The following is a 22388-nucleotide window of genomic DNA, read 5'->3' as shown; positions in this document are numbered from 1 at the left end:
TTAATCCTCCCTAAGCATAGTGTTGATTACATATTTTATAACCGGCGCAGCTTCGGCTCCGCCAAAACCGCTGTTTTCCAAAATGATGGCAAAAGATATTTTTTCATCCTTCACCTGTGCCGTGCCTATAAACCATGCATGATCAGCGCCGAATGAATTCTCTGCTGTTCCCGTTTTACCAGCGATGGTTATTCCTTTTACCGCCGCATTTCGTCCTGTTCCCTTTAACACTTCATTTTCCATATAACTGTTTATTGTATTCGCCCTGTCCTGTGTGGTAACCTCTTTAAAGACTGCCGGTGAGTTTTTTTGCAAAGTGGTGCCGCCCGGTGAAAGTATCTCATCCACCATATATGGCTTCATCATTTTTCCCTGATTGCCAAAAGCCGATGCCAGCATAGCCATTCGCAAAGGTGATATCAACAAATCTGCCTGTCCGATTCCCACCTGAGCTGTTTCTCCCCTGCTCAATTTCGCGAAATCAGACAAATGTGCATTTTGCTGTGTAAAATCCGTTTTTAGTTCATCATAAAAGCCGAACCTCTTGAATGCATTTTCCAAACCCTTATCGCCCATCTGGACAGCCAGCCCGGCAAACATTACATTACTGGAATGAATAATACCTTCTTCTAGGTTTATATTGCCGTATACCGCCTTGTCGGCTTCATATATTTTCTGACCGTTGCCAAGATCATAATACGGACCGCAATTTATTTTTTCTGTTGTGTTTATAACACCCTGCTCCAAAGCCGCATCTGCTATCATCGGTTTTATCGCTGATCCCGGCGGATAAAGTCCCTGCGCAGCTCTATTTAAAAGCGGACTCTGCGGATCGGTTCGCAAAGCCTGCCAATTTTCTTCTACACCATTAGGATCGAAAGCAGGTCTGCTCACCATAGCCAGAACAGCTCCTGTTTTAGTATTTAAAATAACCACTGCTCCCCGCTTATTTCCCATAGCATCCCAGGCAGCTTTTTGAATATTTTCATCCAATGTCAGTTTTACGGTATTCCCCTTCTCCGCTGCAAAGAGCTGTTCCAACGGTCCAAGTTGATGCAAAAGCATGTTTACTCCGCTCAGGCTGCTGTTTTCTGTCTGCTCAACTCCTGCACTTCCAATATTTTTACCAACATATCCCGCTGAATTAGCAAAAAGCATACTATATGGGTAAACGCGTTTCACCTTATTTTCTTCTTTTTGACTATAGGCTATCTTTTTATTGTTTCGATCCAATATATCTCCGCGCAAAGTAGAATTCTCCTTATTGGCAATGCGCGGGTTAAGTGGATTATTAGTATATGAGTCACCCTTTATAACTTGTATATAGGATAAATTTCCTATCAGGACTACAAACATTACTATAAAAACACGCACTATTCTCAGCATGTTCCTATTTATATCATTGTCGCGCACGATAATTCTCCTTTGCGCTTATGGCCAGCAGCAAGCCCATAGCCATAAATTCTGAAAGCATCGAGCTGCCGCCATAACTGATAAATGGCAGTGTGATTCCTGTCAGCGGGATCAACTTGGTATCGCCTGCCAATATTATGAAAGACTGCAAAAGCATGGTTCCTGCTATGCCAAAAGACAATAACTTATATTTTTCATTAGTACAGGAAAAGGCTATTTTAATAGAACGGAAAAATATCAGCAAATATGTCATAATCACCGCCAATACTCCAATGAGTCCAAATTCTTCACCAATAGCAGAAAAAATAAAATCAGTATGGACAATAGGTATTATTTCCGGGGACCCTTGAAAAAAACCTGTACCAAAAAGTCCCCCATAGCCCAGTGCAAATAAGGATTGAACAATCTGATAAGCCTGCCCCATAGGATCGGCCCATGGATTAAGCCATATAATGACTCTGACTCTCACATGTGCGAACACCATATAACTAAAAAAAGATGCTATTATGAAAAACACCACCGCCAAAAATATATATGATTTATTACTTGTCACAGCGTAAGTCATCATCATAGCCATACCAAAAAACAGCAGCGCAAATCCCAAATTGCGTTGATAAACAAATATAAGCAGGGCTATCCCCCAAATTACTACAAGCGGCGCAAAAAATCTCAGCGGCGGTAAATACAAAAAACCCCAGTGTCTATTGGGTAAATTAAGCATATTTTGATTTTCCTGTAAATATGATGCCAAAAAACCAAGTATCAACAACTTAGAAAATTCTGCAGGCTGCATCTGGAAAGGTCCGATTACAATCCAGTTTAACCCGCCCCCTATTTCTGTTCCGAATATTATAACCGACCCGATCACAATAATGCTGCATAAGCCGAGTATATAAGGATAATCGAGAAGCCGCAGCAATTTCTCTGAAAAATAAATTGTGAGAAACATGAGAATCATTCCTATTACAATCCAGCGAAATTGCGCATGAAATAAACTCATTTTCAAGCGCAGCATCATAATGAGGCTCATGCTGCACAAAAAACATATCAATGGTAATATATATCCGTCAATGTTTTTTATAAACTTCCTTGATGCCAAGGGAACCGCAATAAATAACAAACATGCCGCTGTAGTTATCACCAAATTTTCTGTTGTAGCCACCGAATTGTCCCTAATATAAAAAATCAGCATTGCCAATGCCGGAAGCAAAGCTTGAAGACATAATGTCTTATTTTTTAAATAATACATTTCAAAACTCCACCACTATTGCAGTTACATTGTCTGTTCCGCCATTTTTCACAGCTTTATTTATAAGACAGGCCGCCTTATTTTCTATATTTTTATCAAGCAGCACATGCTCTATTTTATCATTTTCAACCATGTTAGTTAATCCGTCTGTTGTCAGCAGGAGCACGTCTCCTGCTGACACCGAAAATTCGCCGGTATCAATCTCAATCCTGCTGTCAACACCTACTGCCCGCGTCAAAATATTCTTTTGCGGGTGATGCAATGCCTCCTCCGCAGTTATAGTCCCATTTCTGACCCACATATCCACCAGTGAATGGTCTGTCGTAATTTGAGTCAAATTTCCGCCATGCAGAAAATATATGCGGCTGTCGCCAATATGTGCCCATATTGCTTTTTTCTCCCAAACATACACTATACTGGCTGTCGTTCCCATACCCGCAAGGCGTTCATCTGCATCAGCCTTTTTAAGAATAGCAGCATTTGCCCCTGCAATAATCTTTTTCAATAATCCTTCATTGCAGACATCACCCTGCTGCTGCCGTAAAATACGTGATGCCTCTTCAATCAGAAGTCTGCTGGCTACTTCACCTGCCGCATGTCCCCCCATTCCATCAGCGACAGCAAAAGCATACGGTTCAAGGCAGATATAGCTGTCTTCATTGTTCTTTCTGACCAATCCCACATTACTGCCATGTGTCACATGCATTATTATCACCTCTCGAATCTGAATATCGTCGTTCCGATTTTTATAATATCTTCATTCTGCAGAAAAATTTTATTATCCAACTCTGTTTCATTTACATATGTACGATTACGGCTATGCAGATCTTCAATCTGATATTGGTTTTTTATAGGACTGATGACCGCATGATGATGTGATACATAGGCATCAGACAGTACTATATCATTATCGGGGCCTCTCCCTAAGGTCAGCATGTCGCTGAATAAAATCCGCTTATTTAAAAGCCGTTCATCATATGACTGCAATATAAGCAAAGCAACCTTCTTCTCTGCATGTGCCTCGTTTTTACTGTATGCCTTCTCACGTATATCAAAATACATCGCCCGCATCGTTTTATAAACAAATGCACATATACAAAACAAAAGTGCATACTCCAATGCTGTAATTAATATCTTTATCGTCATTAAAGCACCTCATAAACCATCTGTGTATGTCCCATATCTATTATATCCTTATCTTTGAGACATGATGCAGAAATTTTTCTGCCATTCACAAATGTACCGTTCAAGCTATTTGCATCATATAAAATATGTCTGCATTTTTCAAAAGATATATATGCGTGCAACCTTGAAACATTGGGATCAGTAAGTAAAAATTCGTTTTCTTCCCGTCTCCCCATATGGATCTGCTGACTGCCGATATCCAGATGAGCGTCTATATCCTTTCCCTCAGTTACTGTGAGCACAGCATAGACATGCTCAGAAGGCATTGCGGCAGTTTCCTTTATAGTAGGTTTTTGAATAACAATAGTTTTTTCGGCAACATCACAAATTTCTTTATCTTTTTCCTCATCTTTCATATAGGCCGCACGAATATCGCAGCTGCCTTTTTTCATTTCATTATTTTTGCTGAATTTAATAAATGGGGCATCTTCAATAAACAGATCCTGCCGCATTACACTGCACACTATGTATTCGTACAGCATTTCTCGCGATTTGCGTGAGCAGATACGCCCATAATCTATTTCACTCATCAAGATTTCATAATAATTGGGCGCGAATGACATACCATTTATTTTCGTTCTATTGCGATTTATAATATGAGCAATATTTTTTTGTATTTCCGCAAACTGAAGATCACTGGCAAATTTACGATTAAAAAAACCTTCTATATGCTTTTCCAAAAAAGTTTCCATTTTCGAAAACGACATCTTCATCGCCCCGTTACTTTTCGTAATTTTAATACTCCTATTATATGCAATATTATACATCAAGTCAAAGTAAATAAAGCATACGCTCTTGACAATTAAAGTGTATGATATATAATACTAATCAATAATAGTTTTCCGTTTTTTATTATCAGCTAAAGATTGGTAATTAAATTTGCCAACTATATATAATTTTTTATTATAGGAGAGATTAAGAATGGAATTAAAAGGATCAAAGACTGAACAAAATTTATTAGCAGCATTTTCCGGTGAATCCCAGGCACGCAATAAGTACACATTTTATGCAGCTCAGGCAAAAAAAGACGGCTATCAGCAAATAGCGCAGATTTTTGAAGAAACTGCAGGAAATGAAAAAGAACATGCTAAAATTTGGTTCAAACTGGTACACGGCATCGGTGATACATCCGAAAACTTAAAAGATGCCGCTGCCGGCGAAAATTACGAATGGACAAGCATGTACCCCGGTTTTGCCAAAATAGCCCATGAAGAAGGTTTCGAAAAAATTGCTAAACTTTTTGAAATGGTAGCTTCCATAGAAAAAGAACATGATGAAAGATATCAGCTTCTTTTAAGCAACATAAAAGAAGATACCGTCTTCAAGAAAAATGAAAAAGTGATTTGGATGTGTGCAAATTGCGGTTATGTATGCGAAGCTAAAAAGGCACCCCAAATTTGTCCGGTATGCGATCATCCTCAATCTTTCTTCCAGGTCAGAGCAACAAATTACTAAATAAGTGAACAGACCACCGTTTATTTGATAAAAACTGCCGTACTGCAGAGAATCATACAGTGCGGCAGTTTTTTATTGAGCATTTTTATTTTGATTTATATTTTAGATAAGGCTTGTTTAAAATCGGCCTCAATGTCTTCTATATCTTCAAGCCCGACACAAATTCTTATAAGATCATCATAAACACCTGCATTCATTTTCTGTTCATCACTATCCGCAGCATAAATTGTGGAAGCGGGATGAATGACCAAAGTCTTTGTATCGCCGATGTTTGCTGCATTCAGTGCGTATTTCAAATTATCTATCAATGCAAAGGCTTTTTCCTTTGTGCCGATTCTTATGGTCAATATGGCGCCATATTTATCAGCAAATTGTCTTTTTGCTATTTCATGATCGGGATTATCAGGTAGTCCCGGATAATTTACCGCTTTAATTGTATCGCAGGTCAACAGATATTTTGCCAGTTTATCAGCATTGCTGCACACTCTTTCCATTCTTAATGAAAGCGTATCAAGCCCTATATTTGTCAGATAAGCATTGAAAGGAGCCATACAGCTGCCTATATCCTTAAATAATCCCGCCCGCAGTTTCGCCAGATAACAAAACGGCCCAAACTTGGCAAAATCACCAAAATGCGCAAACTTTTCCTTGTTCCACTTAAAATGCCCGCTGTCGATAATTATTCCGCCTATTGAATTGCCGCCTCCGTTAATAAATTTTGAAACTGAATGGACAACAATATCAGCTCCATGTTTTAAAGGCTGTATCAAATAAGGCGTTGCGGCAGTATTATCAATCATCAACGGTATATTATACTCATGAGCCAGTCGGGCAAAAGCTCCAATATCCGGTACGTCGAGCTTAGGGTTGCCAATAGTTTCTAAAAATATGAGTCTGGTATTATCAGTGATACACTTTTCAATACAATCCGCCGTATTTTCTTTGGCATAAATCGTTTTTACTCCATATGCTGACAGTCCATTAAAAAATGAATAGGTTCCGCCGAAGATACCACTTCCCGAAACAATTTCATCTCCATTTCGCACTATATTCAAAACAGCAAGAGATATAGCCGCCATCCCCGATGAACAAGCTGCCGATCCAACTCCTCCTTCAAGCAATGTCATGCGGCGTTCAAAATAATCAATTGTTGGATTATTCACACGCGTATAGACAAATCCCGGTTTTTTTCCTGAAAAAATTTTTTCCATTTCATAGGCACTTTGATGATTAAATGCGGCAGACTGGTATATGGGTGGTGTTGTTGCCCCTGTTTCAGCGTTAGGGCCGACATTACCGTGTAAAAGCTTAGTAGTAAATTTCATCAAAGACCACCCTTTTCAACGAATATGGTGAATGTACCATCTTCATTGTCATTTACCTCAATAACTTTATGACCTTCATCTTTAAAACTGCGCGGAACATTTAATATAGGTTCCCCTTCATTCATCTTAATTCCCAGGATCTGCCCGTCTTCAAGATCCTCTATGCTCATCTTTGCTTTTACAAAAGTAACCGGACATACTACATCCGTTATATCTACAAAATCATCTGCTTTTATACTCATAATACTTCTTTTAGCTCCTTTTCCAATAAATGCCAGCCTACTCTGTCCAAAGTATTGGCAAATCGTTCCCCTTTTCTTGCATTTTCTTCAAAAAAGGTCAGTGTTGCGTCAATAATTTTATATAAAATATCAGTCGAAAAAATCAAGGGAAGCAATCTTTTGCCCACTGTTATCCTGTTTCCGTACAAACCACCGAATGAGACAATAAAACCAGGGTCTCCAGACCACGCAGAAGTTGGGCATACCTTCAAACATTTGCCGCAGTAAATGCACTTTTCCATATCAAAAGTTAAATTTTTATCCTTTTTATTGACCTCTATGGCCTTCCCTGGACAAATTATCTGGCAAAGACCGCAAAATGTACATACTTTATCATTCCACGCCGGTCTTACACCGCCCTTTATTCCCAAATCATTTTCTTCAGCCTTCAGACAGTTATTGCAGCATCCTGTAACACCAAATTTAAATTTATGCGGCAATTCCCTGCCACCGTAACGTTTTTCCAATTGTGCGGCCACATCCACTGTATCAATAAGGCCTGAAGGACATATTTTATTGCCCTGACACGCTGTTATCGTTCTTACTCTCGGGCCGCATACTCCCACCTGTACACCACCCTGAGCCAGTTCCTGCTTTACCTGATCTACATTATCAATATTTATAAAAGGTATCTCCACTCCCTGACGTGATGTCAGGTGTATATAACCGTGTCCATATTTTTCTGCAACTTCCTGAATTGTTTTCAGCTGCTGTGCAGTCAAATGCCCACCGACAGATTTAAGCCGCATAGAAAAATACCCTTTTTGTATCTGACGCATAAAGCCGCCTTTTTTAAGTTCCTTATAATCAACATTCCCCACTAACTTTTCCCCCTATAATATATTTATGGATTCCTCACTGGAAATCTTATTTTCTATTTTAAAACTTCTTAATATGGGGTCTTTCTCTGCCAAGGATAAAATCAAATAACTCATCAGCGGATCAAAAGCCAACCTTTTATCTTCCTCTGACGGTCTTGACGGAGATGACGGATGACTATGAAAATTACCGATCAATACATATCCATGCTTTCTCATATTTTTAACAGCTGCAAATTGTTCTTTGGCATCCATTGAAAAATGCTCCGGGCTGTGATCAAGATTAGTCAGAAAATATATTTTTTCAATAATACGTTTCTCATTTTTTATATATCCGCTAAGAAGGCCGCAGGCCTCTTCAGGCAGATTGCCGCGAGCGTATTCCACAATACTTTGAAATTGGTCTTTTTTTAAAATAATCATTATATCACCTTTTAAATTCGCATTGGGGCTGATCATAATCTATCAATTCCGTAATGGTAGGATGGTCACCGCACACACCGCATTTATGATTATGCGGAATTTTTATCTTTCTAAACTCCATATTGAGAGCATCATATGTCAATAAATAACTGTTCAGCAGGCTGCCAATACCCAAAACATATTTTATCGCCTCAGTGGCCTGAATGGTACCGATTATTCCTCCCATAACTCCAAGAACTCCAGCCTGTTTACATGTTGGAACAGCATCGGCGGGAGGCGGTGTCTGAAATACACAACGGTAGCAAGGCCCTTTTCCCGGAAGATAAGTCATAGTCTGCCCTTTAAAACGGATGATGCCCGCATGCGAAAAGGGTTTTTGCAGCATCACGCAGGCATCATTGATCAAAAATTTTGCCGGAAAATTATCAGTACCATCAATAATGAAGTCATAATCCTTATCTTTAATTATGTCTTTGATATTGGCAGCAGTTATTATTTCTTCATAGGTTGTCACATTTACGTCCGGATTCATTTTATTTATTGTTTCTCTGCCTGATTGCACTTTGGGTTTATCTACATCGTCGGTAAAGTGTATTATCTGGCGCTGCAGATTGGAAAGCTCTACCGTATCAAAATCAACAAGACCTATATTGCCTATTCCTGCCGCAGCCAAAAACATAGCTGCAGGTGCACCCAGCCCGCCTGTTCCTATAATGAGCACCTTAGATGACAGCAATTTTTTTTGTCCCTTGCCGCCTACTTCTTTTAAAATAATATGGCGTGAATAACGCTGCATTTGTTCGTTGGTAAGATTCATAAACTCCCACCACCCATAAAATAAAGATATTCGACTGTGTCGCCATCATTTACCAATTTGTCGGTGAAATCACTGCGATCAACAAATTCATCATTGATCTGGACAGTTACATATTCAGGAGTCTCTGCATGCGTAACAACAAGCAGTTCCTCAACAGTAACAGCCTTCTCCAAAGTAATTTTTTCTCCATTAACAGTTATTTTCATATTTTATCCTCCTAAGTATATTACCTGAAATACAAACAAAAAAGGCTAGGAAAGCAGACGGAAAACACATCTGATTTCCTAGCCTTTAGTTTTCTAATTAGCTGGAAAATAATTATATATAGGATATCATTACATTTAAGAACTGTCAATGTACTGCTTTAATGGTAAATCTCCTCATAAGGCAATCTTCAAGAATTTACCTGAACAAAACATTTTATTATAAATTATTTTAATTTCCCGTATTCATCATCAGGTACTGGTTCACACCATTCATTTGAAGTTTCTTCGCCCGAAACCTCAATAGCCAAATGAGCAAACCAGCTATTCGGCGACGCACCATGCCAGTGCTTTACATTCGCAGAAATGTGCACCACATCTCCCGGATGCAATTCCTGCGCTGCTTTGCCCCACTCCTGATAATAGCCTGTTCCTGCCGTAACAAGAAGAATTTGTCCGCCGCCAGATTTTGCATGATGTATATGCCACCAATTGCGGCACCCCGGTTCAAAAGTTACATTTCCTACAACTACCTGATCCAATGACAACATATTTAAATAACTCTGTCCTGTAAAATATTTTGCGTATGCATCGTTCTTTTTCCCTATTGGGAATATACTTAATTCTTTCATCATCAAATACCTCCTGAGCCAATATTAATATTCATCCTCATCAGTTGCCATACCTGATGATCAATAAAGTACGGTCTGAAAAATATAAATTCTTTTATTTCACCCTAAAAGAATATTTCTCACTCGCGTAATCCATGCCCCAACTTCATCTTCTCCTGTTTCCATATGGTTTCCGCCGCTGGAATCAAAACGAACTTCCATTTCTTGAGCAAATTCAGCTCCCTGGCAGGCTATTTTTATATCGTTAATAATATGCCCCGGCCAACCGCCGTTGGTAATGAAAGGGACTACTATTTTACCATTCCAGTCCCGGTTATCTAAAAACGAAGCTACGGCAGGAGCCATTGTATACCACCAGGTCGGCGTGCCTACCGCAATGATATCATAATTCTTCAGGTCGACTGCCATTGATTTTATTTCAGGCTTAAATCCACGATTGACCTCTTCTTTCCCCTGTTCTACAACATCCTCATAGCTTCCGCTGTAAGGCTTTACCATTTCTATGCGTGCAATCTCAGAAGCCGTGGCCTCTTGCAGCTGTTTTGCTATTTTTTCTGTATTTCCATTTGACCATGAATAATACACTACTATCATCTTACTCATATTTCTCTCCGTCTCATCAGTTTATTTTATACATTTTTTCCCATCTCATAGGCTTCCTGCATTGCTTTGGTGCCTTCAATATCGCCAATATTCCATGCGCCAACTCCGTAAATAACACCCTTTTCTCTGGCACCATCAAGACAGTCAGCAAATCCGCGAAAACATTCAATAGTCCGCTGCATCATCGAAATACTTGTATCTGCTGCCGCAATAATAAAATACAATTCTTTATTTCTGATTTCTGTGTAGCGTGCAACAGTTCGATCAATCAAAGTCTTCATCTGTGCATCCAATGTATAAAAATAAACAGGTGATGCCATAACAATGACATCAGCCGCAATCATCATCTCTAGAATTTCTGCCATATCATCCTGGTGAACGCATTTTCCTCTATCTCTGCATGCATAACAGGCAGTACAATAATTGATTTTCTTATCTCTAAGAAAAATTTTCTCAACTTCATTTTCTTCATCTCTTGCGCCTCGCACAAATTGGGCACAAAGGATATCTGAATTTCCTCCTCTGCGCGGGCTGGCAGATAAAACCAATACTTTTTTACACATATAATTCCTACTCTCACAAATATAATTTTACAGATTATCTCGACAATACAGCCGCTTTACAAGATTGCTCATACACCTGTAACTCCATATAGCATCTTCTCTGCAGAATTTCTATCACTCTTTCATGAATCCATCTACAATACGGCCAAGCACTTCTAAATCACCTTATAATGTGTCCATGTATCGCGCAGATAGCGTATCAAAAAAATTACTGCCTTGATCAGCCAGTCAATAAACATGGCTATCCAAGTACCGAACATTCCCATCCCAAAATCAATTGCAAGCACATAGGACAAAGCAATGCGGCTAAAAATCATGGAAAGTGTCCCTATTACCATTGGAAATTTTGCATCTCCCGCAGCACGGAATGCAACAGGCAGCGTGTACGCCAATGGCCAAATTAAAATTTCGATAAGAGCATGAGCCCAAACAATTTTATATGCCATCGCAGTAGCTTCCGAAGATAATCCATAAACATCCATAATTGCCGGCAGAAGTGCTATAACAACAGCACAGCTTACAATTTGGGCTGCATAAACAATCCCCATGATCTTTTTTGTATAATATCTTGCCTGTTCATAATCTCCGGCACCGACGCATCGTGCAATGACAACAGTCATTCCAAAACCAATCGCCATACCGGGTAAGGCTTCAAACATAACAATAGTGCCGCCGACGGCATTTGCAGCAATAGCAGCCGTACCGAAAGTAGCAACCAAGCTTAATACAACAATGCGTCCAAAATAAAAAAGTCCGTTTTCTAACCCATAGGGAATACCTATGCTGAGGATCTGCCTGATTAATTTTAAATTGCATTTATATTTCAACGTTCGCGCAAGATAAAGTGATTGACGCCGATCCATGGCAAATACCAGAACAATAACAGCAGCAGCAATACGAGCCAATAAAGTGGGAATAGCCACACCCTCCACGCCAAAATGAAATCCGTAAATAAGAACAGCGTTTCCTGCCGCATGGGCAATATTCATAGCAAGCATGATCAGCATGGGAAGTCTGGCGTTTCCCATGGTCCTGAAAATAGCGGCTCCGGCATTATACAATGCCAAAAAAGGAATAGAAAGTGCTGTAATCATGAGATAGCGTTCAGCATTATCTTCCACGGCAGCGGTTATCTGTCCAAAAATAACATGCAGTATAAAAGGTTTCAGCAAATATATACAGCACATAATCAGTAATGATGAAATACCGGCAAACCAGACCAACTGATTTGCCGTATTTCTTGCTTCATTTTCTTTTTGCGAGCCTAAATATTGCCCGGCCACCACCGCACCTCCGGTTGACAAAGCCGCGAAAAGACTGATTAAAAGAGCCATAACAAAATCGACAAGCGAAACCCCTGATACTGCCGCTTCTCCGACAGAAGCAGCCATGATCGAATCCGCCAGTCCTACAAGGTATTCGAGAAATTGTTCAATAATTATTGGCAAAAATAGTCTAAATATATCATGATTACTAAAAAATTTTGTTTTCATTAAAGTATGGTTGGTACTCCCTTCGGCAATTGATGAAAAATAGAGCAATTCATTCGTATTATTTCATGTCAGCTTCAAATTTGACTGCGTTTTATATATTTTGAAAACAAAACCTTTACTTTTTTATTTTAAGCACGGCACTGTACCCGGCAGACCGGATTAATCGATAGAAATCAGCTCATACTTATCATTGCCCATCTTCAGCTTGCGCATAGCATCTAGCTGATGCAAGCCATGCCGTGATTCCATACGTTCCACAAGATCATGTTTTTCATTTTCCGGTTTAGCATAGACCATATCTACCGATGCCTGATCAATCGCCAGAATATCGGTTGACACCAAAATCCCTATATCAGAAATTTTTGGTTCAGCTGCGCTCACTCCGGCGCAATCACAGTCCACCGACATGCGGCGCAGAACATTTATAAATATAATATGTTTGCCGAAATAATCCACCGTTGCTTTACCGGCATCAGCCATATTTTCCATAAACAATTCTTTCGTTACCATGGAATCACTCCAATCCTGAGCTTGTGGTGCCGTTGATTTTTTAAAACCGTGAACTTGGCGTTTACCGATCTTTCCATCCGCACAGCCAATAGCTATATTTTTAAGCGACCCGCCAAAGCCGCCCATGGCATGTCCTTTAAAATGAGTAAGCACAATCATTGAATCATAGTTTACAATATGCCCGCCCATTGATACTTCATTGAGATGAAGAGCATTTCGAACCGGCAGCATGACCGTGCCTTCTTCATCCATAATATCCACCGGACAAAAAGTCCAGCCATTAACATCCAATGTTTTACGGTGTTTTTCAGTTGTATCCCGATCACCCGTATACATAGTATTTGTTTCAACGATCGCGCTGTCAGGAATATGCGCTTGAAATGCTTTTACTATATCGCGCGGCAAAATATTCGGCCCATGCTGTTCACCTGTATGCAGCTTGATGGCAACTTTCCCATATATGCCTTCATTCATTTGGTCATACAAACGAACCAAATGGTCTGCATCAATCTGCTGCGTAAAATAAACTTTTGCTGTCGAACCGACTGTATTTCCACCTGTCACTTCCGTACTGCCGACAACCGGCGCCTGTGCCAATGATTTTTCCAATCCACCTAAACCTGAAAAAGCTGTCCCGACAGCTGCAGCACCAGCCAACTTCATAAACCCCCGCCTCGAAATCCCCATAACTAATACCCCCTGTTTTTATAAATTCTTTGATTTTACTGTGTATAAATTTATCGTATCACTTGGAGTTAACTCCATTGCAAGCATTTTTAAAAACAAAAATAGAAAAACCTTAAAAATCGTAAATTGCAATAGCAAATTGAACACTTTGGTAAAATGCCGATGATCTCAGGCAATATAAAGTTTATCGAGAAAAGCGTCGAACAATTCTTCCGGTGTCTGGTAGGCAAGTCGCTTGCGCGGACGGCTATTCAATTCATCGGCAAAATGTAATATATCTTCATAAGTATATTTCTCAATCGAAACGCCCTTTGGAATATATTGACGCAAGAAGCCGTTGTGCCGTTCATTTACTGGTCGCTCCCAAGAGGAGTAAGGATGTGCATAATAAACACTGGAACCCCAGGCTTCAATCTTGGAAAATTCCTCGAATTCAGAGCCATTATCGGTTGTAATGGTTTTGAAAACAGAACTGAAACGCTCACCATATTCAGCGTGTAGTTCTTTCATCGCAGCCATGACAGACTCACTGTTTTTACCAGGAATGCGAATAGCCAGGTAATTGTTTGTAACACGCTCAATCAGAGTTAAAACAGCAGCTTCTCTGCCTTTTTTTCTGCCAATCACCGTGTCAGCTTCCCAATGGCCGAATTCCGTGCGTAAATCTACGATGTCAGGACGTTCGTCAATGCTGCGACCTTTCAGACGTTTATGCTTTCGGGTTCCTTTTTTGTTTTGCTTTCGCTTTAGAATTTCAGGCAGCTCGAACAGCGATAGCGGCAAATTACCAGCAGCCATTTCGTTATATAGGGTCTTCGTGCATACCATTTCTTTATCAGCAAAGAGCTGGTGCAGGCGCGCATGACCGACGCAAGCGTCTAACGACCACTTTTTTGCCCTAACTTGCGCAACCACCCACTTAACAAAATCTGAGCAATGTGTGATATAATGCGGCCTTTTGCACTTCATTCGATTCATTTCATATACTGCAAGACCTCGTTTGGCGCTGTACTCCGGTGTACGTCCTCTATGGCTTTTGCGCAGCGGTGTACCGCGGCGCAATTCATACATGATAGTACTTGGCGAACAATTGATTTCTCGGGCGATTGCCCGCAGAGAGTATCCTTGCTTGTTTAGTTGCTGGATCGCTCCGCGTTCTTCCCGTCCCAAATGCTGACCACGTTTTCGTTCAGGGAATACTGTGATATAATTATGGCAGTCCATAGTGATTGTCTCCTCTTTGGTTAATGGTGCTGTGAGAACTCCATTTTACCATTTAAAGAAAAGTCACTGTGGACTTTTTGCTAACTGTTCATTTTCATTTTACAATCAACCAAACCTTAAAAATTTTGTATATCCTTTTAATTCGCCTTTTGACAATTACCCCCGCCCCCGTGCAATCATGCGGAGGATCTGCTTATATTCACCTACACACCCAAATTCTTGCAGAAGTCTTAATACTCTTCTATTTTATGCCTTCCAATGATTTGGAACAATTCGGATTTTGCATATTATCCATAAGAAAAACTTATCTATTTTGTCACAAAAGAAAAAGACCTGCCGCGGCAAGTCTTTCTATCAGCGCATCTCTATAATTTTAGAAAGCTTTATTGCATGCCTCTGCCAAGAAATTTTTTTTCAAAAGAACCGCGAAATTTTCCATATAATTTTTCACTGCATCCACCCGCCAAAATGCATAGTATTCGCGGCACACCGGCTTTCCATTCCAAATGATAGGAATATGACGGACCACCAATTCTTTATCTGTCGGCTCTTGAATGAACTCAAGCGGCATAAATCCTTTTCCCGACACCACCATTAAATGCGCTTCCTCCAAACTATCCGCAAAAACAAAATCACTTTTAACACCTATATATTCCCGATAAAAGGATTCTTCATGTGCTTCCTCTTCTTTAGAAGAAACAATGATGCATGGCAAATTTTTTAAATCTGCCATAGTAACCACTGCTAATTCGGCAAGAGAATTTTGTACCGCAAGCTCCGCATAAAATTTTTTTTTAGTCAGATAATAATTCACATATTGATTAGAAGGTGTGCGGCGAAGATCGCTGATCACTATATCGGCCTTTCCTGTACGTAAAAATTCATAGAGCTCCTCATGCGCACCATCCAGTGTCTGCAAAGCTACTTCCGGATATTTAACCCGAAATTCCGCTATTGACTGCCGCAGCTCATTTCCCCGATAATATTTCAAATAGCCGATTGCAAGATCATGTACCGCACCTTTCGCAATTTGAATCGTCTCCGCCCAAAGATGATCAAAATCATTCACCAGCACTAAACTCTTCTTATAAAAAAACTCTCCTGCCGGTGTCAAAAAGAATTTACGTTTTTTCCGTTCCAAAAGTTTCACGCCGAGCTCTCTCTCTAATGCTTGAATTTGCTGAGAGATCGCCGACTGGGAAATATAGCATTCTTCTGCCGCCTCTGTAAAATTCTGACAGCGTACAACTGCTTGAAAATATTTTATCTGCTTTATCAACAAAATCCACCTCCATGTCATATTCAGTATACGACCTGGATCACACTATAAGTCAATAGAATATTATATTTATTAAAAAATCAGCAGATCAATTCCGGCTCAAAAAGCAGTCGTGCCAGATGAATCCCATATTTTCCCCCTAAATTCAATCCGCGGATACAGTAATGACAATATGCCACTGCTTTCTCTGTGGTGATTTGGGAACAATATACTTCCATGATCTGTTTCTTTTCTTCTGCTGTATGCTCCTGAAACAATCCCTTTGCTCCCGCTAAGAAGCGTTTAGGCGCCAATTTGGGATTTCTCGGCGGCTGCGGCTGATAAAGAGAGTATCCACAAAATTTTGTTTGACTGTAATTTTCATCCAGCTCAACAATATTTATGTTCATGTGCCGCATAAGCGCCCGCACAGCATCCTGCTCTGCTTTATTTTCTTTTGACCGCCAGCAATCTTGTATTGTCATTTTTTCTCCGTGATAATTCGGATAAGGAAAACTCTTATCCTGTAAAATCAGTTCCCATATTGATAACCGTTTGATTTCAGGATAACGTTCTTCAAAAACAGCAGAACAATTATGGCAAATCGATATCATTGTACCTGCCGACGCATATTCTAAGAAATGAGGTATAGACTGCCATTCAGCTTGATACCATTGCGGCATTTTTTCTGTAAATTCTTTTACTTTATAGTTGGCCGTACAGCAACGAATAGATGATATAGCAAATTTATCTTTTACATAGGTCTGTACTTTTTTACTCAACGCAGGTTCTTCTTCAGTAAATACACAGCTTGCAACATAAAAATCATTTTTCATAACATGCGCGCCCCTTTGCACAATTCATTATGCTATTATTTTGTCCATCAAGAATTGATATTTTAAACTTTTCTGCTCTGTCTTTACAAATCATCATTATTATATATAATAATGATATATAAATATATCTAAATACAATATATATTATAAAAGGCGGTTTTGCAAGATGGACTTACAAGTCTTAAAATATTTTTCTGCAGTTTCCCATGAGGGGAGTTTCCTTCGTGCCTCACAAAAATTAAACTATGCTCAATCCAATCTCTCCACAAAAATTAAAAATTTAGAAAAAGAGTTTGCCGTTAAACTTTTTCATCGCACATCCCAAGGTGTAACATTAACAGAAAAAGGCGAGCTTTTATTGGCATACGCAGATAAACTTCTCCAACTTTCCTACGATACTGAAAATGCTATGCATTCCACAGACACAACTAAGCAGACGCTTTCTATCAGTACCATGGAGTCGGCTGCTGTCACGTTTGTACCGGATATTCTTATCAAATATCATCAAGCTAATCCTGAGATCGCTTTGACAATAAATACAGATATATCAAAACGTTCTCTTGCTAAACTTCTGGAGCATACTATTGATGGTGCCTTTGTTGCCGGAGCAACAAGGCATGAAAAATTATCCTCTGTCATTGTCAGGGATGAAGAACTGTCCCTGATTACAAATAACACGCTGAAGAACATTTCAACAAAACAGCTTCTTCAGCAGCCTCTTTTAGTATTTCCTCAAGGCTGTTCTTACCGGCAGATTTTAGAAAACTGGCTGGAAGATGAACAATTAGTTCCTGCCAGGATCATAGAATTCAATTCGTTGAGCGCTCTTTTTGCCAGCATCAGTGCGGGGCTTGGCATCGGTCTTTTTCCCAAAGATTCCGCAGATTCTTTCACAAGCGATCAGATTCTTTTTTGTCATGAAATTCCTGAAAAATATCGTTATATTTCCGTGAAATTTGTTTGGCGCAAAAAAAGCTGGATGAATCTTTCTTTGCAAAAATTCATCCAGCTCTTTTCCTAAAATCTTGTCTTTATTTTTTCTTTTCAGTATATATTACGATATATTACGGCGAAAAACATTCCATTTGGCAACAATAGTTTCAACTGTAATAAACAATACGGGAATCAAAAAAATGCCGATCGCCGTTGCGAAAATCATCCCGCCAACAACGGCAATTCCCATTCCGTTTCGCGCTCCTGCTCCAGCTCCTTCTGCCAAGGCCAACGGCATACAGCCAAAAATAAATGCAAATGAAGTCATCAGTATCGGCCGCAAGCGAAGTCCAGCAGCTGTGACCGCAGCACGGACAGGATCTATTCCTTTGTCAACGCGTACTTTGGCAAATTCAACAATCAAAATAGCATTTTTTGCTGCAAGACCAATAATCATGATAACCCCTATCTGCATATAAATACTATTTGGCTGCGCCATCACAAGTTCCGAAAACAATGCTCCAAAAATCCCCGTTGGTACTGTCAAAAGCACCGCATAAGGTATGCTCCACGATTCATAAAGTGCCGCAAGACACAAGAAGACAAATACAAATGCCAGTGCCAATATTTTAAAAGCAGCGTCACCGGATGCTTTCTCCTGCCTGCTTTGACCAGACCATTCTATATTGAATCCGACCGGCGCTATTTGCTGTACGACATCTTCCATGGCTTTCAGTGCCTGTCCTGACGAATAACCATCATTTGGATAACCCTGTATATTAATACTGCGGGCTCCGTTGAAGCGCGAAATAATCGAAGCCCCTGTGTTGATTTTTGTTTCTAGCAGTGTATCAAGAGGTACCATGGTGCCCTCGGCATTTTTTACAAAAATAAATTTAGCTGCTTCAAGTTCGCTGCGATAATTCTTATCCGCCTGCAATACCACTTTATAAGTATGTCCAAATTGATTGAAATCATTGATCTGCACACCGCCAAAATTAGCCTGTACCGCTGTAAATACATCAGCCAAATTGATACCAAGATCTTTGACTTTATCACGATCGATAACAAATTCTGCATTTGGTGAATTGATACTGAAAGTTGTTGAAACTTCACGAAGTTCCGGTCGTTGATTGGCTGTCTTGATAATTTGCTTTGTAATGCTGTCAAGCTCTTTATCCGTATGCCCTGACATATCCTGCAGCTGCAAAGAAAACCCGCTTATCATACCAAGTCCCGGTAAAGATGGCGGATTCATAGCAACCACCATCGCTTCAGGAATATTTTCTGCGCCTTCTTCATTGACTTTTGCGACCTGTGCATCCACCTTCAGCTTCACATCTTTTCGGTCCGCCCATGGTGCTAACGAAATAAACATCGTCCCCGCATTGGCTTTTTGGCCATTGGATAATGCATCAAAACCTATTATTTCCATGACATCTGTAACTCCGGAAGAGTCCATAATCTCATCTGCCAGCTTATGCATAGTTTCTGACGTAAGATTCATCGAAGTACCCTCCGGCAAATTAACTGCCGTCATAAAATATCCCTGATCCTCATCCGGCACGAAAGTAGACGGCACAATTTTATAAAGAGCTCCTATCCCTATAATCAATAAAATCAGAAACAATATACAATATTTTGTTTTGCTAATCATCCATATGACCTGTTTCAAATAACTGTGCTTCAACGCATCGAATCCATTGTTGAATTTGGCAAAAAACCGCGCCAGCCTATTGGTTTGTCCTGCTTGTATCCTAGTTTTTAACAGAAGGACACACAAAGAAGGGGTTAATGTTAATGCCACAAACGCCGATAAAGCCATTGATATAGCAATCGTCAGCGCAAATTGTTTATATAAAACTCCCATCATCCCACCAAGGAACGCAGCCGGAATAAAAACAGCTGCAAGAACAAAGGCGATCGCTACCACCGGGCCTTGCACCTCATCCATAGCCCGCTCTGTGGCTTCTCTCACTCCTATCCTATCTTCCTGCATATGATGCTCGACATTCTCTATCACGACTATGGCATCGTCAACAACCAGCCCAATAGCCAGTACCATAGCAAATAAGGTCAGTGTATTGATAGAAAAATCCAGTATGACAAATGCCGCGAGAGTTGCAATTAAGGATACTGGTATTGCAAGGACAGGGATAAGTGTAGCCCGCCAACTCTGTAAAAAAAGATAGACAATAATAATGACAAGAACCAATGCTTCGGCAAACGTGTGCAGTACCTCTTCAATAGAGGCATGAATATATCGCGTACTATCAACGACTTCTTTATATTCCATACCTGGGGGAAAATGTTTTTTTCCCTCTGTCATAATATCCTGTACTGCCTTTACCGTCTGCATGGCATTGGCATCGTTTGTCAGTGAAACCCCAAAGCTAAAAGCTTCTTTCCCATTTTGATAAGCACTAAATGTATTTTCTTTGGCACCGGTCACAATTCGTGCCACATCTTTGAGCCTAACAAAAGATCCATCGCCCTGTGCTTCCACTACTACATTTTCAAAATCTTTTATCGTCTTCAAACGTCCTTTTATTTTTCCGATATATTGTTTTTCTTGATGCTTTGATGCCGGCATCTGACCGATTGCACCCGCCGGAGCTTGAATATTTTGTTCTTTAATAGCCGACGTAACATCAGCCACAGTCAAACCGTACATTGCAAGCTTATCGGGATTAAGCCAGACACGCATGGCATAATCTGCACCATAGGATGCGACATTTCCCACACCCGTGACTCGTTTGATTTTATCTAAAAGATATAAATCTGCATAATTCTTTAAAAAAACACTGTCATATGTGCCTTTCGGTGAATAAAGCGATATCATTAATGCCATATCGGATGATGATTTTCGAGTAGTCACACCGACAGATTGTACTTCGCCTGGTAAACTTGCATCAGCAGCCGCCACATTATTTTGGGTTTTAACAGCATCCATATCACCGTCTGTGCCCAATTTAAACACTACCTCAAGACTATATGCTCCGGAAGCGTCAGAATTTGAACTCATATAGTCCATCCCCTGGACACCATTGATTTCAGACTCAATTGTCTGTGCCACTGTTTCATTAACGACAGAAGCATCCGCACCTGTATAATTTGTTGACACTGTAACCGTAGGCGGTGAAATTTCCGGATATTGAGCCACAGGCAATTGTATAGCTGCAATTCCTCCAAGAATAACCATAATCAATGCTATAACAATTGCAAAAACAGGACGCTTGATAAAAAATCGTGACAAGCTAATCTCCCCTTTATGAATCCATATTTGTCTCTGTATCTTCTGTAAGTGAAAAACCCATTTCTTCCGGGGTGACCGCACTTGCCTCGACGTTCGTACCGTCCTGTATCTTTACAAGACCTTCGACAATAATTTGATCTTCAGCTTTTATTCCCTCTTCAATAATATAGTAACTGCCGACTTTATCACCAAGTTTCACTTCCCGTGCCTCCGCTTCACCATTGTTATTGACAATATTGACAAATGCTTTATCAAGAAGCTGCTGCACAGCACGCTGCGGTACCAAAATTGCATTTGGTACAACAGGGCCACTTATCCGGACACGTGCAAACATCCCAGGCAGTAAATCATTATCAGGATTCGGAAAGAGTGCCTTAACCGTAAGAGATCCTGTATTTTCTGTAAGTGAACGATCAACGGCAAAGATACTGCCTGGCAATGGATATTCTTTTCCATTGCTCAATATAAGATTTACCGTTTTATTTTCGCCTTCATCATTCCATTCTGAAATTGTTTTAAGATATTCATTTTCACTGATATTAAACTGCACATTAGTCGGATCGCTCGTCCCTACCGTAGCAAGCGTCGTTGAACCAGCTGCCGCATATGTCCCCGCCGGAACATCTTTAAGATCCAGTCTCCCCGATGTCGGAGCATAAACCACTGTGTCATCAAGATCTTCCTGCGCTTTTTTTACGAGCGCTTCATTTGCTGCAACAACGGCATTATTTTGACGAACCTGTGACTGCTGCGTTGTCACCTTTTGCTCAGATACAGCACTTGAAGCCAATAATTTTTCATCCCGCGCTAAATCTATTTCCGCATTATGAAGAATTGCCTTAGATTGTTCCAAAGCAGCTCTGGCTGAAAGAAGCGCCGATTCATATTGTCGGGAATCTATTTTATAAAGTGCCTGGCCTTGTCTAACATATTGTCCGCCTTTAACATACTTTTCCTTAATCTTACCTGATATATTCGACTGAATCTTTATCTCATCTTCTGCTTTGACCGTGCCGACATATTTATAAGAAAGCGATATATCTTGCTGCAATGGATGCATAATTTTTACTTTTACTTTTTTTTCATCTGCATGTATTGTATTATCATTGCTATGATAAAAAAATATTACACCCGATAACCCCAAAATTAATATTGAGGCAATTAAGATACGATGATTTTTTATGATTTTTCCAAGTAACAAATTCTATTCTCCTTTGAAATATT

23 protein-coding genes are annotated in these 22388 nt (G+C 40.0%); 2 read left to right on the top strand and 21 right to left on the bottom strand.

Translation table 11 applies throughout. The features are described 5' to 3' along the window. From I6758_RS14675 to I6758_RS14655, 5 genes are read right to left on the bottom strand one after another with little or no spacing between them, the layout of a single operon-like run. Entirely contained in the window at positions 1-1413 is a 1413-nt protein-coding gene (locus I6758_RS14675; RefSeq protein WP_307222171.1) for a peptidoglycan D,D-transpeptidase FtsI family protein, read from the bottom strand. Further along, positions 1400-2662 (bottom strand): FtsW/RodA/SpoVE family cell cycle protein, encoded by a 1263-nt coding sequence (locus tag I6758_RS14670; RefSeq protein WP_196605936.1) that lies wholly within the window; start codon positions 2660-2662, stop codon positions 1400-1402. Before I6758_RS14670 ends, I6758_RS14675 begins: the two co-directional genes overlap by 14 nt. Before the next feature lies 1 nt (position 2663). Then, entirely contained in the window at positions 2664-3368 is a 705-nt protein-coding gene (locus I6758_RS14665; protein ID WP_196605935.1) for a Stp1/IreP family PP2C-type Ser/Thr phosphatase, read from the bottom strand. Between the two features lie 5 nt (positions 3369-3373). Next, positions 3374-3808, bottom strand: a complete 435-nt coding sequence (locus I6758_RS14660) for an FHA domain-containing protein (RefSeq protein WP_196605934.1) — start codon at positions 3806-3808, stop codon at positions 3374-3376. Further along, the gene (locus tag I6758_RS14655; RefSeq protein WP_196605933.1) at positions 3808-4554 is read right to left on the bottom strand and encodes an FhaA domain-containing protein; all 747 of its coding nucleotides are present in this window, start codon (positions 4552-4554) and stop codon (positions 3808-3810) included. The genes I6758_RS14660 and I6758_RS14655 overlap by 1 nt, the downstream gene beginning before the upstream one ends. A 214-nt stretch (positions 4555-4768) precedes the next feature. Here I6758_RS14655 and rbr point away from each other — a divergent pair, with 214 nt between their 5' ends. Further along, on the top strand, positions 4769-5302 hold the full coding sequence (gene rbr, locus I6758_RS14650; protein ID WP_196605932.1) for a rubrerythrin: 534 nt from the start codon (positions 4769-4771) through the stop codon (positions 5300-5302). A gap of 95 nt (positions 5303-5397) precedes the next feature. On the opposite strand, the gene I6758_RS14645 is transcribed toward rbr, so the two are convergent. The 14 genes from I6758_RS14645 to I6758_RS14580 all read right to left on the bottom strand — a co-directional run bounded on the left by I6758_RS14645 (position 5398) and on the right by I6758_RS14580 (position 16975). Continuing rightward, positions 5398-6627, bottom strand: coding sequence for an O-acetylhomoserine aminocarboxypropyltransferase/cysteine synthase family protein (locus tag I6758_RS14645; RefSeq protein ID WP_196605931.1), 1230 nt, complete (start codon positions 6625-6627; stop codon positions 5398-5400). After that, a complete protein-coding gene (locus tag I6758_RS14640) occupies positions 6627-6869 on the bottom strand; it encodes a sulfurtransferase TusA family protein (RefSeq protein WP_196605930.1) in 243 nt (80 codons plus the stop codon). Before I6758_RS14640 ends, I6758_RS14645 begins: the two co-directional genes overlap by 1 nt. After that, positions 6866-7729, bottom strand: a complete 864-nt coding sequence (locus tag I6758_RS14635) for a 4Fe-4S binding protein (RefSeq protein ID WP_307222176.1) — start codon at positions 7727-7729, stop codon at positions 6866-6868. The genes I6758_RS14640 and I6758_RS14635 overlap by 4 nt, the downstream gene beginning before the upstream one ends. 12 nt (positions 7730-7741) lie before the next feature. After that, positions 7742-8149, bottom strand: coding sequence for a M67 family metallopeptidase (locus I6758_RS14630; protein ID WP_196605929.1), 408 nt, complete (start codon positions 8147-8149; stop codon positions 7742-7744). 4 nt (positions 8150-8153) lie between these two features. Then, a complete protein-coding gene (locus tag I6758_RS14625; protein WP_196605928.1) occupies positions 8154-8966 on the bottom strand; it encodes a HesA/MoeB/ThiF family protein in 813 nt (270 codons plus the stop codon). Next, a complete protein-coding gene (gene thiS, locus I6758_RS14620) occupies positions 8963-9172 on the bottom strand; it encodes a sulfur carrier protein ThiS (protein ID WP_196605927.1) in 210 nt (69 codons plus the stop codon). Before thiS ends, I6758_RS14625 begins: the two co-directional genes overlap by 4 nt. Before the next feature lie 224 nt (positions 9173-9396). Next, entirely contained in the window at positions 9397-9804 is a 408-nt protein-coding gene (locus tag I6758_RS14615) for a cupin domain-containing protein (RefSeq protein WP_196605926.1), read from the bottom strand. 96 nt (positions 9805-9900) lie between these two features. Continuing rightward, positions 9901-10404: a flavodoxin gene (locus tag I6758_RS14610; RefSeq protein ID WP_196605925.1), complete on the bottom strand. Its 504-nt coding sequence runs from the start codon at positions 10402-10404 to the stop codon at positions 9901-9903. Between the two features lie 26 nt (positions 10405-10430). Further along, positions 10431-10967: a flavodoxin family protein gene (locus I6758_RS14605; protein WP_196605924.1), complete on the bottom strand. Its 537-nt coding sequence runs from the start codon at positions 10965-10967 to the stop codon at positions 10431-10433. A gap of 155 nt (positions 10968-11122) precedes the next feature. Beyond that, positions 11123-12415 (bottom strand): MATE family efflux transporter, encoded by a 1293-nt coding sequence (locus I6758_RS14600; protein WP_196605923.1) that lies wholly within the window; start codon positions 12413-12415, stop codon positions 11123-11125. A gap of 204 nt (positions 12416-12619) precedes the next feature. Continuing rightward, positions 12620-13657, bottom strand: coding sequence for a DUF362 domain-containing protein (locus tag I6758_RS14595; RefSeq protein WP_196605922.1), 1038 nt, complete (start codon positions 13655-13657; stop codon positions 12620-12622). Positions 13658-13825: 168 nt separating this feature from the next. Beyond that, entirely contained in the window at positions 13826-14881 is a 1056-nt protein-coding gene (locus I6758_RS14590) for an IS30 family transposase (protein WP_196603708.1), read from the bottom strand. Between the two features lie 373 nt (positions 14882-15254). Next, positions 15255-16160, bottom strand: a complete 906-nt coding sequence (locus I6758_RS14585) for a LysR family transcriptional regulator (RefSeq protein WP_196605921.1) — start codon at positions 16158-16160, stop codon at positions 15255-15257. A gap of 80 nt (positions 16161-16240) precedes the next feature. Then, the gene (locus I6758_RS14580) at positions 16241-16975 is read right to left on the bottom strand and encodes a hypothetical protein (protein WP_196605920.1); all 735 of its coding nucleotides are present in this window, start codon (positions 16973-16975) and stop codon (positions 16241-16243) included. A 166-nt stretch (positions 16976-17141) separates the two neighbouring features. On the opposite strand from I6758_RS14580, the gene I6758_RS14575 reads away from it, so the two are divergent. Beyond that, positions 17142-17996, top strand: a complete 855-nt coding sequence (locus tag I6758_RS14575) for a LysR family transcriptional regulator (RefSeq protein ID WP_196605919.1) — start codon at positions 17142-17144, stop codon at positions 17994-17996. A 33-nt stretch (positions 17997-18029) separates the two neighbouring features. Here the strand turns inward: I6758_RS14575 and I6758_RS14570 are convergent, their stop codons facing one another. Both I6758_RS14570 and I6758_RS14565 read right to left on the bottom strand, forming a co-directional pair. Continuing rightward, complete coding sequence (locus I6758_RS14570) at positions 18030-21164, bottom strand: efflux RND transporter permease subunit (protein ID WP_196605918.1); 3135 nt, start codon at positions 21162-21164, stop codon at positions 18030-18032. Positions 21165-21177: 13 nt separating this feature from the next. Further along, complete coding sequence (locus tag I6758_RS14565; RefSeq protein WP_231038692.1) at positions 21178-22365, bottom strand: efflux RND transporter periplasmic adaptor subunit; 1188 nt, start codon at positions 22363-22365, stop codon at positions 21178-21180. Positions 22366-22388 lie beyond the last annotated feature (23 nt).

The organism is Pectinatus haikarae, from assembly GCF_015732185.1.
In the GTDB taxonomy this organism is placed as follows: domain Bacteria; phylum Bacillota; class Negativicutes; order Selenomonadales; family Selenomonadaceae; genus Pectinatus; species Pectinatus haikarae.
Note: the sequence above shows the minus strand (reverse complement) of the source record. Positions and strands in the feature narration are given on the sequence as shown.

Excerpts from the sequence above, each read along its gene's own strand:
- I6758_RS14670 (WP_196605936.1), bottom strand. The coding sequence starts at position 2,662 with ATGTATTATTTAAAAAATAAGACATTATGTCTTCAAGCTTTGCTTCCG.
- I6758_RS14665 (WP_196605935.1), bottom strand. The coding sequence starts at position 3,368 with ATGCATGTGACACATGGCAGTAATGTGGGATTGGTCAGAAAGAACAAT.
- I6758_RS14660 (WP_196605934.1), bottom strand. The coding sequence starts at position 3,808 with ATGACGATAAAGATATTAATTACAGCATTGGAGTATGCACTTTTGTTT.
- I6758_RS14655 (WP_196605933.1), bottom strand. The coding sequence starts at position 4,554 with ATGTCGTTTTCGAAAATGGAAACTTTTTTGGAAAAGCATATAGAAGGT.
- rbr (WP_196605932.1), top strand. The coding sequence starts at position 4,769 with ATGGAATTAAAAGGATCAAAGACTGAACAAAATTTATTAGCAGCATTT.
- I6758_RS14645 (WP_196605931.1), bottom strand. The coding sequence starts at position 6,627 with ATGAAATTTACTACTAAGCTTTTACACGGTAATGTCGGCCCTAACGCT.
- I6758_RS14640 (WP_196605930.1), bottom strand. The coding sequence starts at position 6,869 with ATGAGTATAAAAGCAGATGATTTTGTAGATATAACGGATGTAGTATGT.
- I6758_RS14630 (WP_196605929.1), bottom strand. The coding sequence starts at position 8,149 with ATGATTATTTTAAAAAAAGACCAATTTCAAAGTATTGTGGAATACGCT.
- I6758_RS14625 (WP_196605928.1), bottom strand. The coding sequence starts at position 8,966 with ATGAATCTTACCAACGAACAAATGCAGCGTTATTCACGCCATATTATT.
- thiS (WP_196605927.1), bottom strand. The coding sequence starts at position 9,172 with ATGAAAATAACTGTTAATGGAGAAAAAATTACTTTGGAGAAGGCTGTT.
- I6758_RS14615 (WP_196605926.1), bottom strand. The coding sequence starts at position 9,804 with ATGATGAAAGAATTAAGTATATTCCCAATAGGGAAAAAGAACGATGCA.
- I6758_RS14610 (WP_196605925.1), bottom strand. The coding sequence starts at position 10,404 with ATGAGTAAGATGATAGTAGTGTATTATTCATGGTCAAATGGAAATACA.
- I6758_RS14605 (WP_196605924.1), bottom strand. The coding sequence starts at position 10,967 with ATGTGTAAAAAAGTATTGGTTTTATCTGCCAGCCCGCGCAGAGGAGGA.
- I6758_RS14595 (WP_196605922.1), bottom strand. The coding sequence starts at position 13,657 with ATGGGGATTTCGAGGCGGGGGTTTATGAAGTTGGCTGGTGCTGCAGCT.
- I6758_RS14590 (WP_196603708.1), bottom strand. The coding sequence starts at position 14,881 with ATGGACTGCCATAATTATATCACAGTATTCCCTGAACGAAAACGTGGT.
- I6758_RS14580 (WP_196605920.1), bottom strand. The coding sequence starts at position 16,975 with ATGAAAAATGATTTTTATGTTGCAAGCTGTGTATTTACTGAAGAAGAA.
- I6758_RS14575 (WP_196605919.1), top strand. The coding sequence starts at position 17,142 with ATGGACTTACAAGTCTTAAAATATTTTTCTGCAGTTTCCCATGAGGGG.